10 protein-coding genes and 1 tRNA gene are annotated in these 18,691 nt (G+C 57.5%); 7 read left to right on the forward strand and 4 right to left on the reverse strand.

The genetic code is table 11. From position 1 onward, the window contains the following. Positions 1-31: 31 nt before the first annotated feature. From B088_RS02095 to B088_RS02110, 4 genes are read right to left on the reverse strand one after another with little or no spacing between them, the layout of a single operon-like run. On the reverse strand, positions 32-1,057 hold the full coding sequence (locus tag B088_RS02095) for a branched-chain amino acid aminotransferase (protein ID WP_018106757.1): 1,026 nt from the start codon (positions 1,055-1,057) through the stop codon (positions 32-34). An 18-nt stretch (positions 1,058-1,075) separates the two neighbouring features. Continuing rightward, complete coding sequence (locus B088_RS02100) at positions 1,076-2,410, reverse strand: glycoside hydrolase family 57 protein (protein WP_018106758.1); 1,335 nt, start codon at positions 2,408-2,410, stop codon at positions 1,076-1,078. Between the two features lie 51 nt (positions 2,411-2,461). After that, positions 2,462-3,724 carry a glycosyltransferase family 4 protein gene (locus B088_RS02105; RefSeq protein ID WP_025081807.1) on the reverse strand — a complete coding sequence of 421 codons (1,263 nt, stop codon included), beginning with the start codon at positions 3,722-3,724 and terminating at the stop codon, positions 2,462-2,464. Positions 3,725-3,749: 25 nt separating this feature from the next. Further along, positions 3,750-5,816, reverse strand: coding sequence for a glycogen debranching enzyme N-terminal domain-containing protein (locus B088_RS02110; RefSeq protein ID WP_025081808.1), 2,067 nt, complete (start codon positions 5,814-5,816; stop codon positions 3,750-3,752). A gap of 512 nt (positions 5,817-6,328) precedes the next feature. On the opposite strand from B088_RS02110, the gene B088_RS02115 reads away from it, so the two are divergent. The 7 genes from B088_RS02115 to B088_RS02145 all read left to right on the forward strand — a co-directional run bounded on the left by B088_RS02115 (position 6,329) and on the right by B088_RS02145 (position 18,686). Beyond that, positions 6,329-8,017 (forward strand): putative transporter, encoded by a 1,689-nt coding sequence (locus B088_RS02115; RefSeq protein WP_038973844.1) that lies wholly within the window; start codon positions 6,329-6,331, stop codon positions 8,015-8,017. A gap of 84 nt (positions 8,018-8,101) precedes the next feature. After that, positions 8,102-8,178: transfer RNA gene (locus tag B088_RS02120), tRNA-Asn, on the forward strand. A gap of 252 nt (positions 8,179-8,430) precedes the next feature. Continuing rightward, positions 8,431-9,927: a Do family serine endopeptidase gene (locus tag B088_RS02125; protein ID WP_018106762.1), complete on the forward strand. Its 1,497-nt coding sequence runs from the start codon at positions 8,431-8,433 to the stop codon at positions 9,925-9,927. Between the two features lie 122 nt (positions 9,928-10,049). Further along, complete coding sequence (locus tag B088_RS02130) at positions 10,050-11,696, forward strand: DUF6377 domain-containing protein (protein WP_018106763.1); 1,647 nt, start codon at positions 10,050-10,052, stop codon at positions 11,694-11,696. A gap of 289 nt (positions 11,697-11,985) precedes the next feature. Beyond that, complete coding sequence (locus tag B088_RS02135; protein ID WP_018106764.1) at positions 11,986-14,112, forward strand: glycoside hydrolase family 97 protein; 2,127 nt, start codon at positions 11,986-11,988, stop codon at positions 14,110-14,112. 23 nt (positions 14,113-14,135) lie between these two features. Then, on the forward strand, positions 14,136-17,150 hold the full coding sequence (locus tag B088_RS02140) for a SusC/RagA family TonB-linked outer membrane protein (RefSeq protein WP_018106765.1): 3,015 nt from the start codon (positions 14,136-14,138) through the stop codon (positions 17,148-17,150). Positions 17,151-17,165: 15 nt separating this feature from the next. Further along, positions 17,166-18,686: a RagB/SusD family nutrient uptake outer membrane protein gene (locus tag B088_RS02145; protein WP_018106766.1), complete on the forward strand. Its 1,521-nt coding sequence runs from the start codon at positions 17,166-17,168 to the stop codon at positions 18,684-18,686. Positions 18,687-18,691: the final 5 nt, after the last annotated feature.

The following is an 18,691-nucleotide window of genomic DNA, read 5'->3' on the forward strand; positions in this document are numbered from 1 at the left end:
GTCCGGAGACCTCAATAGAGTGAGAGGGGAGCTATAGGTCGACGGCTGTCAGCCAGCCGTGACGATCGGGGAGCCTGCCGGACTGTATGCCGGTCAGACGGTGGTAGAGCTCTCGGCATACCGGACCGGGCTCGCTACCGTAGTCGTATATGCTGCCGGTGTCAAGGTCGACTATCTTGCTGATGGGACAGATGACTGCGGCGGTGCCACAGGCTGCCGCCTCATCGAGGGTGCTGAGCTCCTCCACGGGCAGAGGACGGCGCTCCACCGACAGCCCGAGGTCGCCGGCGATGGTCATCAGACTGTCGTTGGTCACAGAGGCGAGGATCGACTCGGAGCGGGGAGTAATGTAGGACTTCCCTCTGATGCCGAAGAAATTGGCAGACCCGCACTCGTCGATGTACTTCTTCTCCTGAGGATCCAGGAAAAGGCAGCCCCCGGCGTAGCCCTCCTCATAAGCGTCTCGCATCGCACGGAAGGAGGCAGCATAGTTTCCGCCTACCTTGAACCTCCCCGTGCCGCGCGGAGCAGCCCGGTCGTAAGAGCGCTGGATCACCACCGGGACGGAGGAGACTCCGCGCCTGAAGTAGGGTCCCACAGGACAAGCATAGATCGAGAAGAGGTACTCGCTGCTCTCGCTCACGCCGACATGTGGCCCCATACCGATGACGAGAGGTCTTAGGTAGAGGGCAGCACCCGTGCCATAGGGCGGGACAAAGCGGCTATTATGCTTCACCACCATATGGCAAGCCTCCAAGAAAAGGTCCTCAGGCACCTCCGGCATCATGATCCCGGCGCAAGAGCTCTGTAGCCGACGGGCATTCTCCTCGGGGCGGAAGAGACAGACCCGACCATCCCGGCAGCGGAAGGCCTTGAGTCCCTCAAAGGCCTGCTGACCATAATTGAGTCCCGTTGCTGCCAGATGAACAGCTACTGTGGGATCGGCACACAACTCAGGCTTGCTCCACTCCCCCTTAGAGTAATAGCTCCGTACGTTATAGTCCGTCGGATAGTAACCGAAAGTCAGTGACTCCCAGTCGGTCTCTTCTTGTGGCATTGCTTTGCTCTCTTGCTCTTACTTCGCTTTCTTTGTTGTACCGGTGCGCTTGGCCGGTTTTTCTGCCCTTAGCTTATGGAGCTCCTCCTGCAGTGCGGTGATCTCCTCGCCCTGATTCTCGATCGTCTTGAGGAGGGCATTGAGTTCCTCATTCTCGATCGAGCTGGGATACTCCTCCTCCACGCGGAGGTGGAAGTCACTCAGCACATTCATATAGTTATTGAAGGCGTCGTAGGGGCTGCTGTAGGGGCTGTAGAGACCGGAGTCCTTATTCTCCATGGCTGTGGACATGTAGAGGAAGTGGTCGCTGCTCTGGAGGTAGGCCCAGTCCTGCTTGATCCGCCTATTGCCGCTCATGCGGGTCCGCTCAGTCCACTCCACAAGCTTGCCGAAGGACTCCTGCTGGAGGATATTGCCGAGCCAGGACTTCGTCGTCTTCTCCTCCTCAGACCAGGAGATGGTGTCCAGGACACTGATCTCATCCTCGGGCTGAAGCTGCGCGAAGACCTCGGACGGCGTCGCCATCTCCAGCCCGGCACGATCGACGTACTCCGGTAGCGCGCGGAAGAAGTCGAAGATCCCCGACGAGGCGGGACAGAGATTGCCCAGCACGTCGTAGCTCATGTCGAGATAGGTCACCTGCTCCCCCTTGCCCCGATCAGCGAGCCAGGAGGCGTACTTGTCCGCTGTCAGCGGATACTCGTCCCAGCTCTGGTCGCAGAAGCGCCGAGAGAGATCCTCCGATAGTGCGGCGTGACGCATCAGGAGATGGAGCTCAGGCACTACCGCACTCTGGTAGACGAAGTCGGGACTCTTCCACCCCAGCACATGCTTAGCGCCCTCGGTGAGCATCCCATGAAATCCCATCTCTGCCACTGCCAGTGCGATGTCATCATCGTAGAGGAGCTCTGTATTGCGCAGCACCTTAGGCTCGTAATTGAATATCGCCTTGAGGGCCGTGACATGCATCCCCACCTGACCCTTAAACTCCGCCTTAGACGGCGCCAGAGAGGAGAGACTGTGGGCGTAGGGCTCTGCCAGGAGCTCCACACACCCCGTCTCGGTGAGCTTACGGAAGCTGTCGATTAGCTCCGGCGTGTACATCTCGATCTGGTCCAGAGCGGTGCCGGAGATGGCAAAAGCGACTTTCACCTTGCCCTTAGTCTGCTGGATCAGGTCGTAGATCATCTGATTGGCCGGCAGATAGGATCGCTCAGCGGCGGATCTCATGTACTGCTCATTGAGGAAGTCGTCGAAGTAGTAATGGTCGTTGCCTATGTCGAAGAAACGGTAGCGCTTCAGACGGAAGGGTTGATGCAGCTGGAAGACGAGGCAGAGTTTTTTCTTATCCATGGTGAGAACTTTATCTATCGGGGAGGTTATTCATAAGAGGTATCGAGGGTATCATCGTCCGAGGACCTGATCATAGAGACCGCGTATCTTGAGCGCCACATTATCCCACGTGATCCCGGCCACCTCGTCCAGCCCTCGCTGAGAGAGGAGGTCGTGAAGTGCCGGATAGGTGACGAGAGCGTACATCGCATTCGCCATCGCATCGACATCCCAGTAGTCGAGCTTGATCGCGTAAGTGAGTATCTCGGAGCAGCCGGACTGCTTGGAGATGATACAGGGGACGCCGCACTGCATCGCCTCGAGGGGAGTAATGCCAAAGGGCTCCGACACGGAGGGCATCACGTAGACATCGCTGGCATGGTACACCTCATACACCTGACGGCCCTTCATGAAGCCGGTGAAGTGGAAGCGGTCCGAGATGCGCTTCTCGGCGACGAGACGGATCATCTCATCCATCATGTCTCCGCTGCCGGCCATCACGAAGCGGACGTCTCGCTTCTTCGCCAGCACACGCGCTGCCGCCTCGACGAAGTACTCCGGTCCCTTCTGCATCGTCAGACGACCGAGGAAGGTGATCACCTTATCCTTCACGCCCCTCTTGTCCGGGATATTGAGGATCGAGTCCTCGAGCGGGATCACGGCGTTGTGTACGGCTGTCACCTTGGCGGGATCCTGATGATACTTCTCGATCACCGTCCGGCGGGTCAGTTCGCTCACACACATGATATGATCGGCATGGTCCATACCGTCCTTCTCTATGGCGTAGACGGTAGGATTGACATTACCGCGGCTGCGATCGAAGTCGGTCGCGTGGACATGGATCACCAGTGGCACACCGAGGACCTGCTTGGCGTGGATACCTGCAGGATAGGTCACCCAGTCGTGAGCATGGATCAGGTCGTAGTGGTCGGCTCTGGCGATCACGCCGGTGACGATGGAGTAGTTATTGATCTCGTCGATCAGGTTGTCCCCATACTTCCCGGAGAACTGGATGCACCCTATATCGTCCGTCAGCATATACCTGAAGTCCGCATAGATATGGTCCCTCAGGTGGTAGTACTCCTCCGGACTCATCACGCGACCGATCCGCTGCTCGAGATACTCTCTCGAGGGATCATGGTAGACGATCGGCACCTCACTGGCACCGATAATCCTCATATAAGAGGTGTCCTCATCTCCGGACGGAGCGGGCAGCACCAGGGTAATGTCCACATCCTTTTGCGAGGAGAGCCCCTTCGTGATGCCGTAGGTAGCAGTCCCGAGACCTCCGGAGATGTGAGGGGGAAACTCCCAGCCAAGCATAAGTGCTTTCATACGATTTCTGTCTTGCTAATGGTGCTTAATCCTTGCGCTCTTCCGTCACTGCGGCCTCCTCATCCGCACCGCCCCGACCCTGATCAGGCGAGGACGAGTGGTGAGAGGTCATACTGAGGAAGGAGTCATAGAGGTCTCCCTCCTCGTCCCAGATACTCTTGTACTCCACCATACGATTCACGATGCGGAGGATAGCCGAGACGCTCATCATGAAGGAGAGGTCGCTCCGTCCCCTGTAGGGCGGGGTACCGTCATAGATCTCGGAGATGGTGCCGATGCCATTGAGGCTAAGCTCTTCCTCAAAGGGGATCAGCATCCGATCGACGAAGAAGAGACCGGTACGCTTGAAGAGCTTCAGATAGGCACTGAGGTAATAGTAAAGTGTCCACGGCCACGCTCCGCCCTGTACATAAGCGTAGTAGCGCTCCCTCTGATTGCCGCCCGAGAAGCCCTTATAGAGCGGACTGACAGGTGAGAGCGAGCGAAGTCCCTTGGGCGTCAGCAGCTCCTTGGTCACATAGTCGAGGACGGACCGCTGCAGCTTGCGCGACATGGGCGAATAGGTCAGTCCCACAGCGATGATCTGACTCGGACGGACGCTCCAGTCGAGCGGACGACCGTCGGCCACATAGTCGAGCAGGTAGCCGTGCTCATTGACAAAGGTTCGGATAAAGCTCTCACGCACCTGATCAATCAGCTCCGTCACCTCCTCGTCCCCCTGCAGGTCGTAGAGGAAGCGATAAAAGCAGAGGGCATTATACCAGAGAGCATTGTACTCCACGATATAGCCCCGCCGATCCACGACCGCTGCGCCGTCGAGCATGGTTCCCATCCAGGTGATCGGTCGGCGATCCTCGCCCGGATCGGCGTAGAGGAGACCGTTTCGTCTCATCTCAAGTAGGGGCACCCGCCCCTCCCTGATGTACCGGATCACCCGACGGAGGGTCTCCCCATACCGCTCCCGCGTCTCCTCCTTACCGACCCAGCGATAGTAGTCCTGGATCGCATTGGCCACCCAGAGCAGACTGTCCGGCTGCCAGATATCCTCGATCACCGGGTCCTCCACTCCGTCATCCATATAGGACCAGATCGCCGGCAGAGCCGTGTCCATCACCTTATGATAGATCTCCGGCTCGCCGATGCCGAAGCTGCACGAGGTGAGCCCCACCATCTGGTCTCTCAGACGGACACCGTACCAGGGGTATCCCGCCTTGAGGTAGGACTTACCCGGACGGGGCTCGTAGTAAAACTGCCTCGCTGAGCGTCTGAGACAGGTGGCAAAGGTGTCCGCCACGCCGTAGCTCCGGAGCGCCTCCTCGAAGGTCTCCTCCAGTGTCTCTGGGTCTATCGCACAGTCTGACGCTGAGAGGATGATATCCTCACCTCGTCGGATACTCAGGGAAAAGTGTCCCGGGACCGGCAGATCCTCCACGCAGGCATTGCCTCGCTCCGCCTCTCGGTCGTAGAAGAAGTCCCGATACCAGGTCGGCTCCTGATGCCAGACCGCATCGTGCTTAGAGAGCTGCAGATAGAGTCGCGGCATCCCCTTATAGAGACTCAGAGAGACGCCCTGATCCTCATCGGTATAGCTCCAGTCGATCTTGTCATTGACATGGGTCATCTCCTTTACTGAGCGAAAGGCAAGCATCGGCATCAGTCGCAGAGTCGTCGCCGAGTGCGCCTCCAGAAGACGATAGCGGATCAGCAGCTGATTGATCTTGGACGAGAAGACGATCTCCTTAGAGAGGACGACCCCTCCGACACGGTAGATCGTGCGAGGGCACTCCTCGACAGAGAATTCGCGGATATACTTGTGCCCATTTGGGCTCAGGGTCCCGTCATGATACTTATGCACAGCGAGGTGGAACTCCGCCCCATGCTGGATCACCGTCTCATCCATCGACGAGAGGAGTACGGTGGGATCCGGACCGCTCTCCGACGGCACCACCAGGAGCCCGTGATACTTACGCGTATTGCATCCCACGACCGAAGAGCAGTGGTAGGCTCCACGGCTATTGGCATGAAGAAGCTCCCGGGGAAGCGCAGTCCCCAAGTTGGTCATTATGCGACGATCAAACTTCTGATAACTCATATACTCTGCTACATTCCTGACGTGGTCTGCCATCCGGCACTCCTTAAGTACTTCTCCTCCTCTGCATCACCCTATTGCCTCTGCCGAGTCAGGAGACACCCCTCCCATCCCCAAATATACAAACATTCTGGGTTACGACCCCATTTTCCACGACTTTAACTAAAATGAGATCGGTAGGTAGATAAGTCAAGTGCCCCACACAGCCATTCACCACCCGCTCTGACCGCTCTACACGCCCTACAGAGCCGTGAAGTGGAACAAAAAAAAAGTCAGCCATCCATACCATAATAAATAGGGTGCAAGGTGAAGGTCACCCCCCATACTGAAGCAGACAAAAGATGTCAGAGAACAGCAGCCGAAATACCCCCTCCCCTCAGGGGATTATCTATTACCGGTATTAGTGTCGACTGATACCGGTAATAGTCTTCACTAATACCGGTAATAGATCAGGGGCTCATCTTGCTTATTATGATTAACTTTGCACACGCAAAAAACAGAAAATGGATAAGGCAATGGAATCAGCATGGAAGGCAGTCTGGTCCTCCGGCACACCGATCCAGACGATATTACTACTCTGCACAGTCTGTGCGATCGGGGTCTATCTGGGCAAGGCTAAGATCAAGGGATTTACTCTGGGAGTGACGTGGGTATTCTTCGTCGGCATCCTCTTTGCGCACTTCGGTGCGCGAGCCAATGCGGATATGCTGCGAGTGATCCAGGACTTCGGTCTGATACTCTTTATATACGCTCTCGGCGTGCAGGTGGGGCCGGGCTTTGTCACTTCCTTCCGGCAGCATGGCGTGTGGCTCAATCTCTGGGGGCTTGTACTGATAGCCGGGGGCTTTGCGATACTCTTTATCCTCCTCGAGACGACAGGACTAGATCTCTCGGGACTCATAGGGACGCTCTCCGGAGCTGTGACCAATACCCCTGCTATGGCAGCGGCACAGCAGGCTGCGACGACGGCGCTCTCCGATCCGGCAGAGGTGCTTCGGTCGACGAGTGACATGGCGATCGCCACGGCGATCACCTACCCGATGGGTGTGGTGGGAGTGATCCTGGTGCTGGCTCTGCTCAAGCGTCTCTTCCCCACCAAGACCCGCCAGCACTCGACTCTGGTGGATCACGAGTCGCAGCATACGGCGCGGGAGTACGTGGTCTCCAATCCTGCCCTCGACGGACAGAAGATGAGCAGCCTCCAGGAGATACTCGGCGGACACTTCGTGGTGTCGAGGATCTTCCGCGACGGCGAGTACATCACCCCCACCAACGACACGCTCCTCCGCAGAGGGGACCACCTCCGAGTCGCCAGCGAGCGGGGAGATGTGGAGCGGCTCACCTACCTCTTCGGCACCGTGGAGGATAGAGATGAGGAGCTGAAGTGGGACAATGACCACGACCCGCTGGTGATGCAGCGTCTCCTGGTGACGAAGGAGTCCTGCAACGGTATGAAGCTGAGTCAGCTGAGGATCCGTAGTCGCTTCGACGTCAATATCACTCGTGTCACCCGAAACGGGATGGAGCTGGTGGCCCGCCCCAATCTCCGACTCCACATGGGCGACCGCCTCAGCGCCGTCGGACGGGAGAAGGATATCAAGGAGCTGGCTGCCGTAGTGGGCAACGAGCTGAAGCCTCTGGACACGCCCTATGTGGTCTCGATCTTCCTCGGCATAGCACTGGGATGCCTCCTCGGTATGATCCCCCTCTATCTGCCGGGACTGGCAGCTCCACTGCGACTCGGGCTCGCCGGCGGACCGATCATCGTCGGGATCTTGATGGGAGCCTATGGACCTCACTTCAAGATGAATACCTACATTACCACGAGCGCCAATCTGATGCTCCGCAACCTGGGACTCGCACTCTTCCTCGGCGGTCTGGGGCTCAGCAGCGGTCAGCACTTCTGGGAGATGCTGGTGGATGGTCCCGGTCTGGAGTGGTTTGCCTGGGGTACCGTCATGACGATCGTGCCTACGCTGATCGTCGGGATCGTGGTACTCAAGTGGACCAATATGTCGTACAATGTCGCCTCCGGGATGCTCACCGGTGCGATGGCCAACCCCATGGCACTCAGTCTCGTCAGCGGAGGGGAGGACGACGACGATGATCCGACGATCAGCTACGCCACGGTCTACCCTCTCGCGATGTTTGCCCGAGTGATCCTGAGCCAGCTGGTGGTGGGGCTCTTCCCTGGGCTGCTCTGAGGAGGGTAAAAGTTCGCCGAGTAAGACTTGTAAGATTCAGAAAATCGTCCTACCTTTGCAGAGCAAAAGAGGGAGGGCGGAAATGCTTGAATAGCTCAGTTGGTTAGAGCATCTGACTGTTAATCAGAGGGTCCTTGGTTCAAGTCCAAGTTCAAGCGCCAGACGGTAAGTCACAGAGCGACGAAGGGTAAGTCTACCTTTCGTCGCTTTCTTTGTATACAGCATCACCCCCTAACCGCTATTTTTTATTCCTAATCTCGGTTTGGGATAGGTTAATCATCTGTAAGGGTCGGACGAAATCGGGCATAGTATTTGCAAAGTGTTAATTAGCCAATGTCTGACTATTGAATGGGAGCGGTTTAATCCGTTTATTTGTCAGGGAAATGAAGAAAAGAGATTAAATATAGATGCGTATGAAAGCAAAAGAAATCATCCTCACAAGCGCCCTGGTGATCGCCTGCTCGACACTTAGTGCGATCGGCGGGGTGGCGATCGTGAAGCATGCCGATCAGCCATCCGGAGAGACCTACGAGACCGCCGAACCGGCGAAGTCATCCAGAGCCTACATGGCCTCCACGCCACCTAACTTCGTAGAGGTGGCTGAGCAGACGATCGATGGCGTCGTCAATATCCGGACGGAGAAGGCCGTCCGCATGGCTCAGCAGAGATTCTTCGATCCATTTGAGTTCTTCTTCGGGATCCCCTCCCAGCGCGATCCTCGGCAGGGGAGACAGCAGCGGCAGGAGATGCCCAAGCAGGTGGAGATCGGATCGGGCGTCATCATCAGCAAGGACGGCTACATCGTCACCAATAATCACGTGATCGATGGGGCGGACGATGTCTATGTCACGACGAATAACAACGAGGAGTATAAGGCTAAGGTAATCGGCACAGATCCCTCCACCGACCTAGCACTGATCAAGGTCGATGCCGGTAAGGAGCTGACCGCAATCCCCTTCGGCAACAGCGATGACCTCCGTGTCGGTGAGTGGGTGCTGGCGATCGGTAACCCATTCAACCTCCGCAGTACAGTGACTGCCGGTATCGTGAGCGCCAAGGGGCGTGCTGCCGGGAGCGGTCAGGGATCACTCCAGGTGGGCTCCTTCATCCAGTCTGACGTGGCGGTGAATCCGGGCAACTCCGGCGGGGCGCTGGTCAATATGGCAGGCGAACTGATCGGGATCAATACGATGATCTACTCCAGCACCGGTAACTACGCCGGGATCTCCTTTGCCATCCCCACCTCCATCGTACACAAGGTGGTCGGTGATCTCAAGGAGTATGGCACCGTGCAGCGCGCCGTACTTGGCATCGCAGGCACCAACATCACCTCTGCCGCCACGGAGAAGTATGACCTCAAGGTCTCTCAGGGGGCACTGATCATGGAGGTGGCTGACCGCAGCACCGCCAAGCAGGCGGGTCTCAAGGAGGGGGACGTGATCACCGCGATCAATGGGCACAGCATCTCGACGATGTCGGATCTCCAGGAGGCCATCTCTACACATAAGCCCGGAGATAAGGTGCGTGCCTCAGTCGATCGCAAGGGCAAGTCTCTCACTCTCGATATGGTGCTGAAGAATAGCGAGGGGAATACCGAGGCTGTCACCCGTATCGACGAGAGCTCGATAGGAGCTGCCTTCCTCGAGCTGACGGACAAGGAGATGAGTGACCTGGGCGTCTCCTATGGAGTCAAGGTGGTAGGCGTGGACAGGGACGGAAAGTTCTTCCGCGCCGGCATCCGCAAGGGAGACGTGATCCTCGCGGTGAATAACCTCCGAGTGAGCAAGAAGGAGGATGTCGACAAGATCGTGAGCGAAGTCGTATCCGGCAGCAGCGACAAGGTGCTCTTCGTCAAGCTGATCAATACCAACGGCCGCATCAATTACGTAGCGGTAGACCTGCGAGACTGATCTCGCTCTGACAGATCATAATAGGCGCACCCCGGTGGATGATTGTCCGCCGGGGTGCGCTGCCTTCTCCTCATCGGCTCCGGAGATGCATATGGAAGAAAACTCTATATTTGTAAGACAAAATGAAGAGAGCAAGTACCATAAGTGTCCATCTGGCGGGGATCATACTGATCCTCTCCCTGCTGTCTGCTTGCCATGGAGCGAAGCAGCCGCAGCAGGAGGAGCTAGCCGCCGTCCTCGACAGTCTGGACCTCTTAGTCGACCGACGAGCCCACTTCACCGCTCTCAAGGAGACTCGCCTCGGCGACCTGCGTAGTCAGCTGGCTGTGGTGGAGGAGGGACCCGTAGAGCAGCGATACAGCACAACGCTGGAGCTGGCGCAGGAGTACCGACCCTTCCGCTTCGACTCGGCACTCTACTTCTCCAAGCAGGCTCTGGAGCTGGGGCATCAGCTGCCCGGAGCTGCCTCAGCCCGTGCTGCCGCGATAGAGATCGCCTACTGCTACCTCTCGGCGGGGCTCTTCCTGGAGGCGCATGAGACGATCGGCTCGATAGAGACCGACGATATGTCAGACGAGGAGGCAACGGCGGTCCACCTCCTCCGGATGAAGTACTTCCTCGACCTGGCGGAGTACAATGACCACAACGACGACATGGCGCATCGCTACCGGGAGGAGGGCATCCGAGAGGCAGACCAGGCTCTCTCGCTATCACCCGAGGACTCGCACGATCACTACTTTGCTCAGATCCACAAGCTACTCCACCTCCACCGCTACCGCGAGGCACTGTCCACGATCGACAAGGTACTCCAACTAAAGTCGATCACCGACCGCGACCGAGCGATCCTGCTCTCCCTCAAGGGAAGTGCTGCCACGGAGCTGGGTGACGAGCGAATGGCTATGGAGGCACTTGCTCGCTCCGCCGGATATGATCTCATCACCGGGACGCATGAGACCACCTCCCTCGCTCGGCTTGCCGGCCTGCTCTACCACACGGGGGAGATCGACCGGGCGGCGAGCTACATCGATCTCGCGATGCAGGACGCCAATTACTACGACGCCAAGCATCGCAAGATGGCAGTCGGGGACATCCGCCCACTGATCGAGCAGAGCAAGCTGAGACATCTCGACCTGCGCCGCCGACAGATGACCATATATACAGTGGTGGCCTCGCTCCTCTGCCTGCTGCTGATCGCAGCGATCGTGGTGATCATCCTCCAGATGCGCCACCTACGCCGCGCAACGACGCAGATAGAGAGGGCCAATAGCGCACTACGAGTCTCCAATGAGCGACTCGAGGAGGCCAATGCGATCAAGGACGAGTACATCGGCTCCTCCTTCTACAGACAGGGTGCCTACATACACGAGCAGGAGGAGCTCTACCGCTTTATCCTGAAGCGCTTAGAGAGCAAGCAGTACGATGCGATCCGCAAGCGGATTCGTCAGAGCGAGGTGGCGCGGGAGCGGAAGGATATGTATGCCGACTTCGACGAGACCTTTACCCATCTCTTTCCCACATTTGTCACGGAGTATAATGCGCTCTTTCCGCCCGAGGAGCAACAGACGCTCCTACCAGGCGACCCGCTGACACCGGAGATGAGGATCTTCGCCCTGATCCGCGTCGGGATCTCCAAGACGGAGCAAGTGGCTCACTTCCTCAATTACTCCGTCAATACGATCAATACCTACAAGACGAGGGTCAAAAATAAGTCCCTCGTGGAGAATAAGGACTTCGAGGGCGAGATCATGAAGATCGGGAGATCAAGATAGACCTCCTCGGGAAGGAAATGGGGGTAAAATGAGACCTCAGCCCCCTTTAAAACGACCATACTGAGGTTATATTTATGGGTTAATCAAATTAATTAGATAGCTAATACTCTGCACACTACAACCTATATAGGCTTGTACACCCTTATATTCTTTTAGTGTTAGTTGGCAGACTGCTCTGATGGGGCGAATTTTGTGTCAGAAATCATTTGAGGATCGGCTCCTCCCATTGCCTTGGAGTCTCCTCATTGCCTTCGGCCACATTTTTATACACTATAATATATAAGCAGTCATGAAACCACGTACGCTTATCCTCTCCCTGCTCCTTGCGCTGACGGTCTCGATCGGAACCACCGGAGCACAAGAGGTCCTCAAGTCCCCTGACGGCAACCTCACCCTAACCTTCCACCTCGGAAGCAAGGGCGAGCCGATGTATCGCCTCGACTATGGCGACAAGCCGGTCGTGCGGGACAGCCACTTAGGCTTCTACCTCAAGGATCACGAGGACGGTGACCTCGTCTCTGCCTTTGAGCAGCAGGGCGATGCCGTCCGCTCCACCTTCGATGAGACCTGGACGCCGGTCTGGGGCGAGGTGAGCACGATCCGCAACCACTACAATGAGATGCTCATCCACCTACGTCAGTCCGATAATGGGCGGGCGATGGACCTCCGCTTCCGGCTCTTCGATGACGGCATGGGGCTGAGGTACGAGTTCCCCGACCAGGATCGACTGATCTACTTTACGGTAAAGGAGGAGGCGACCGAGTTTGCCATGGCAGGCGATCACACCGCTTTCTGGATCCCGGGCGACTACGACACAGAGGAGTACAACGTCACCGAGTGCCATCTCAGCGAGATCCGCAGCCGGTACGACGAGGCTCACATCCACAACGCCTCTCAGCAGGACTTCTCCAAGACCGGAGTGCAGACCCCACTGCAGCTGAAGGCTGACAATGGGCTCTACATCAATATCCACGAGGCAGCGCTAATCGACTTCCCGGCACTCAACCTGGAGCTGGACGACAAGGCTATGGTCTTCCACGCCCACCTCACACCGGACGCTCAGGGAAGCAAGGGACATGTGCAGACCGCCTTCAACACTCCCTGGCGTACGATCATCGTCAGCGATGATGCGCGGGACATCCTCGCGAGCAAGCTGATCTATAACCTCAATGAGCCGTGCAAGATCGAGGACACCTCTTGGATCAAGCCGATGAAGTATATGGGCGTCTGGTGGGAGATGATCACCGGCAAGAGCACCTGGGCTTACACCGATGACCTCCACAGCGTCCACCTCGATCGTACCGACTACTCCAAGGTGAAGCCCAATGGTCGCCACGGAGCCACGACCGCTAACGTGAAGCGCTTCATCGACTTTGCCTCCGCCCACGGGATGGATGGGCTGCTGGTAGAGGGATGGAACGTAGGCTGGGAGGACTGGTTTGGACACAAGAAGGACTACGTCTTTGACTTCGTCACCCCCTACCCCGACTTTGACATCGAGGAGATCCACCGCTACGCCAAGGAGAAGGGGATCAAGATGCTGATGCACCACGAGACCTCCAGCTCGATCCGCAACTATGAGCGTCACCTGGATGCTGCCTTTGACCTGATGAAGAAGTACGACTACCCGGGCGTCAAGACCGGCTACGTCGGCGACATCGTCCCCCACGGGGAGTACCACTACAGTCAGTGGCTGGTCAATCACTACCTCTATGTGGTGAAGAAGGCAGCCGAGCGTCAGATCATGATCAATGCTCACGAGTCGGTCCACATGACCGGACTGAGCCGAACCTACCCCAACCTTCTCTCTCAAGAGTCGGCCAAGGGGCAGGAGTTCCAGACCGGTGGCAATCCCGCCAACCACCTCACCCTACTTCCCTTTACCCGCCTCATCGGTGGTCCGATGGACTACACGCCGGGGATCCTGATGATGGACCTCAGCCGGCTCAATCCGGACAACTCCAATGTCGTCCGCACCACCGTCTGCAATCAGCTCGGCAGCTACCTGACGATGTACACGCCGCTCCAGATGGCGGCCGACCTGCCCGAGCACTACGAGGAGCGGATGGATGCCTTCGAGTTTATTGAGAAGGTGCCTGTCGACTGGAGCGACAGCAAGTACCTCGAGGCGGAGCCGGGACGCTACGTTACCGTGGCACGTAAGGACAAGGGCAGCGAGGACTGGTACATCGGCAGCGTCAGCGGAGTAGACCGCACGACGAAGATCAGACTCGACTTCCTCACCCCGGGCAAGAAGTACGTCGCCAAGGTATGGCAGGATGGCAAGAAAGCCCACTACCTGACCAACCAGTACGACTACACCATCACGGAGAAGAAAGTGACCTCCAAGAGCACCCTCACCCTGCACGAGGTGGAGGGTGGAGGCTTCGCCGTGATCCTCTCTGAGATCAAGTAAATCCCTTAACCCCATATCTTAGTATGAATAAGAATAGCAGTATATTCAGACAGACCCTACGGCTGCTCGCCCTACTGGTGGTGGTCAGTGGGAGTGCACTATCTGCTCTCGCCCAGTCGATACACGCCCACGGCGTAGTGGTCGACGTGGAGGGCACGCCTCTCCCCGGTGTCACCGTGCGGGTGACCGACAAGACGGGGCAGGGGACGATCACCGATGCAGACGGGAACTTCTCCCTTCAGGTCGACAAGTCCGATCGTCTCACCTTTACCTACATCGGCTTCGTCGATCAGACGATCGCCGTCGCAGGTCAGACCTTCCCCCTTCGCCTTGTCCTCCACGAGGACTCCGAGCTCCTCGACGAGGTGGTGGTGATCGGCTATGGATCGGTGCAGAAGAAGGACCTTACCGGGTCCATCACCACGATCTCCAGCAAGGACTTCCAGAAGGGCGCCATCTCCACCCCGGACCAGCTCATCACCGGTAAGATCGCCGGTGTGCAGATCGTCCCCGGCGGAGGAGGTCCCGGCTCCGGCTCTACGATACGCATCCGTGGTGGTGCCTCGCTCAATGCCTCCAATGACCCGCTGATCGTCATTGACGGCGTCCCCATGGAGGGTGGCACACTCCCCGGAGCACCGAGCGCACTTAGCTCTATCAACCCTGCTGACATCGAGTCGATGAATGTCCTCAAGGACGCCTCAGCCACAGCCATCTACGGCTCCAGAGCATCCAATGGCGTGATCATCATCACGACGAAGAAGGGCAGCCTCGGCCAGCCACTCCGCGTACAGGCAACCACCCGCTTCTCCGTCTCCACCCCTCGTAAGTACGTCGATGTCTACACAGGCGACGAGATCCGCGAGATCGTGAAGAAGAGTGGCGAAGCGAAGTACATCGCTATGCTTGGCAAGGAGAATACCGACTGGCAAAGCGCCATCTACCAGACCGCCTTTGGTACGGACAATAACGTCAGCATCAGTGGCGCCACCTCCTGGCTCCCCTACCGCATGTCTGTAGGTTACTACAACGAGAAGGGGATCCTCAAAACGGACCATATGCAGCGCGTCACCGGCGACCTCAGCCTGTCGCCCCACTTCCTCAATGACGACCTTACCGTGACGCTGAATGTCAAGGGCTCTCACACTCGAAATCGCTATGCCGACAAGGGTGCCATTGATGGAGCTGTCCGGATGGATCCGACTCAGCCGATCATGTCCGATGATGTGATCTACAAGCCCTTCGGCGGCTACTGGTTCCTCACTGGGACCAATGACGATGGCCAGGTGATCCCCCGCTCCCTCGCTCCGCGCAATCCCCTTGCCCTCCTTATGGAGAAAGAGGACAGAGGCACCACCAGCCGCATCATTGCCAACTCGATGATCACCTACAAGGTCCCTTTCGTCAAGGGACTGAGCATGAACCTCAACCTCGCCTACGACTATGGCGTGGGGCACGGCACCGTCTACATCCCCACGACAGCTCCCCTCAATGAGTACACCAATCAGGAGGTCGGCAAGGGCGGTCTCGACAACCGGTACCGCCAGGAGAAGACGAATAAGCTCCTCGACTTCTACGTCAATTATAAGGCGGAGTCTGACGCCCTCCTCGGTGCACTCGATGTGATGGCGGGCTACTCCTACCAGGACTGGCGCACCAAGGACTACCGGTACGCCGACAAGACTGCCGGAGGGATCGAGTACAATAAGCCGGTCTTCCCCTACGATATACCGAGGAATACGCTTGTCTCCTTCTATGGTCGTGTCAATTACTCTCTCCTCGACCGCTACCTCATAACAGCGACGGTTCGTACCGACGGATCCTCCCGCTTCGCACCCGAGTATCGCTGGGGTATCTTCCCCTCCGTCGCTCTGGCATGGAAGATCAAGGAGGAGTCCTTCCTCAAGGATGTGGACGCCGTCAGCGACCTGAAGCTTCGTCTCGGATATGGGATGACCGGTCAGCAGGACGGTATCGCCAACTACAGCTACCAGCCGGTCTACTATCTCAGCGGTAATCAGTCGAAGTACCTCCTCGGCGACAAGTGGTACAATATGTACAAGCCTGCCGCTTATGATGCCGAGATCAAGTGGGAGCAGACCGCTACCTCCAATGTCGGTCTCGACTACGGCTTCCTCAATGGTCGCCTCTACGGCTCGATCGACCTCTACGTCAAGCACACCAAGGATCTGCTCAATGAGATCCCGATCCCGGCAGGGGCCAACTTCTCCAATAAGCTCCTCACCAACATCGGATCCATGACCAATAAGGGGGCAGAGCTGTCAGTGAATTATATCCCGATCGAGACGAAGGACTGGAATTGGGTGCTGAACTTCAACGCCACCTACAACAAGACCGAGATCACTCAGCTGACTCAAGTCGAGGATCCCACCTACCTCGGTGCTGAGGTGGGCGGTATCAATGGTGCCACCGGTAACTACGCCCAGATCCACTCCGTCGGCTATGCGCCCTACTCCTTCTTCGTCCACAAGCAGGTGTACGACGAGCAGGGTAAGCCCATTGAGGGTGTCTTTGCGGACCTTAATGGTGACGGAAAGATAGACAACTACGACAAGTACCACTGTGGCAAGCCGGCACCGGACTTCCTCTTCGGTCTCAGCACCTCGCTTCGGTACAAGGGGCTCACCCTATCCACCTCGCTGCGTGCCAATACCGGCAATAAGATCTACGACAACGTCTCCAGCAACAATGCCACCCTCGACTCGGTCATCGACCCTCTGGGATGGATCAGCAATGCGACACACGACTATAGTGAGTCCGGCTTTATCAATAAGCACTACCTCTCCGACTACTACGTCCGAGATGCTTCCTTCCTCAAGATGGACAATCTGACCCTAAGCTACGACTTCGGTCGCCTCTTTCACGACAGCGTAGGGATCAACCTCGGTGCGACGGTGCAGAATGTCTTCACCCTCTCCTCCTACAAGGGCATTGACCCGGAGGTCTCCGGTGGGATCGACCACCAGTTCTATCCCATTCCCCGCACCTACTCTCTTAGTCTAGGTCTCACCTTTTAAGTCATGCAAAAGATTATGAAGACTACTACCATACTCATCTCTACCCTACTCACGGGGCTACTCCTCGCCTCCTGCGTCCGTGATCTCGACCGGATGCCGACGAATGACGTAACCGGTACCAAGGTCTTTGCCACCGAGGAGGGTACACGTGAGGCCTTTGCCAAGGTCTATGGCGCCTGGGCGCTCACGGAGGGCGATGTCGCCGGTATTGACGATGGATTCACGGGATTTACCAGAGCGTTCTTCAACCTCCAGGAGCTCCCAACGGACGAAGCCAAGTGTGCCTGGAACGATGAGGCAGTCAATGGGCTGAGCGACGGCACTTGGGACGCTACTACCGGCTTCGTCGCCGGAGCCTACTACCGCTCCATCATCCAGATCAAGTACGCCAACGAATTTCTCGCCAACGTGGACAGCTCACCCCTTAAGCCAGAGGAGAAGGAGCTGATGAAGGCGGAGGCGCGCTTCGTCCGCGCCTTCCAGTACTGGGTGCTGATGGATCTCTACGGCGATGTCCCCTTCATCACCGAGCAGGACCCGACCGGGAAGACCGCTCCTAAGAAGATCGCCCGCAAGGAGCTCTACGACTACATCATCTCGGAGCTTAGGGCGGTAGAGCCACTCCTCAAGCCTGCCGGTCAGCAGGTCTATGGTCGTGCCAGTCAGGCTGCCGCACAGGCGCTGCTCGCCCGCGTCTACCTCAATGCCGAGGTCTACACCGGCACCGGTCACTACGCAGAGGCAGCGGAGTATGCCGATAAGGTGATCACCGCCGGCTACAAGCTCCACCCGAAATATAAGGATCTCTTCGGGGCAGACAACGACAAGTTTACCGACGAGATCATCCTCGCCGTCCCCGCCGATGGGCAAAATGCCCAGAGCTGGTCAGGTGCCACCTTCTTCGTCTCCGCCTCCTACAATGATGATATGCTCAATAAGCTTAAGGAGAAAAAGCTCCTCGACGGTATCGGCACCAATGGCAAGTGGGGTGGTAATAGAGCGACACCAACCTTTGCCAAGCTCTTCACCCCGGAGGACAGCCGCAACCTGCTCCTCAAGGCGACCGACACGATCGAGAAGCTGAACGACTTCAACCAAGGGGTCTACGTCTATAAGTACACCAATGTGACCAGCGACGGCAAGCCGGGCAGCCATCCCGACTACTGCGATATGGACTTCCCCCTCTTCCGTCTCGCTGAGATGTACCTCATCTATGCCGAGTGTGCTGCACGTGGAGCTGCCGACAAGGGCAAGGGACTGGACTATCTCAATCAGATCCGCAGCCGCGCCGGCATCGCGCCCGCAGGTAGCCTCGAGCTATCGCAGATCATCGACGAGCGCGGGCGTGAGCTCTACTGGGAGGGACATCGTCGTACCGACCTGATCCGCTTCGGACTCTTCACCTCCGGCAGCTATCTCTGGGAGTGGAAGGGTGGAAAAGCCTCCGGTGCAGCGATGACTGCCGACAGGCTGCTCTACCCCATCCCTGCCTCTGATGCGCTCGCCAATCCTAACCTTCGTCCCCAAAGCAAATGACTCAG

The sequence above is a fragment of the Porphyromonas bennonis DSM 23058 = JCM 16335 genome, assembly GCF_000375645.1.
Taxonomy (GTDB): Bacteria; Bacteroidota; Bacteroidia; order Bacteroidales; family Porphyromonadaceae; genus Porphyromonas_A; species Porphyromonas_A bennonis.

Excerpts from the sequence above, each read along its gene's own strand:
- B088_RS02135 (WP_018106764.1), top strand. The coding sequence starts at position 11,986 with ATGAAACCACGTACGCTTATCCTCTCCCTGCTCCTTGCGCTGACGGTC.
- B088_RS02110 (WP_025081808.1), bottom strand. The coding sequence starts at position 5,816 with ATGAGTTATCAGAAGTTTGATCGTCGCATAATGACCAACTTGGGGACT.
- B088_RS02130 (WP_018106763.1), top strand. The coding sequence starts at position 10,050 with ATGAAGAGAGCAAGTACCATAAGTGTCCATCTGGCGGGGATCATACTG.
- B088_RS02095 (WP_018106757.1), bottom strand. The coding sequence starts at position 1,057 with ATGCCACAAGAAGAGACCGACTGGGAGTCACTGACTTTCGGTTACTAT.
- B088_RS02115 (WP_038973844.1), top strand. The coding sequence starts at position 6,329 with ATGGAATCAGCATGGAAGGCAGTCTGGTCCTCCGGCACACCGATCCAG.
- B088_RS02105 (WP_025081807.1), bottom strand. The coding sequence starts at position 3,724 with ATGAAAGCACTTATGCTTGGCTGGGAGTTTCCCCCTCACATCTCCGGA.
- B088_RS02125 (WP_018106762.1), top strand. The coding sequence starts at position 8,431 with ATGAAAGCAAAAGAAATCATCCTCACAAGCGCCCTGGTGATCGCCTGC.
- B088_RS02145 (WP_018106766.1), top strand. The coding sequence starts at position 17,166 with ATGAAGACTACTACCATACTCATCTCTACCCTACTCACGGGGCTACTC.
- B088_RS02140 (WP_018106765.1), top strand. The coding sequence starts at position 14,136 with ATGAATAAGAATAGCAGTATATTCAGACAGACCCTACGGCTGCTCGCC.
- B088_RS02100 (WP_018106758.1), bottom strand. The coding sequence starts at position 2,410 with ATGGATAAGAAAAAACTCTGCCTCGTCTTCCAGCTGCATCAACCCTTC.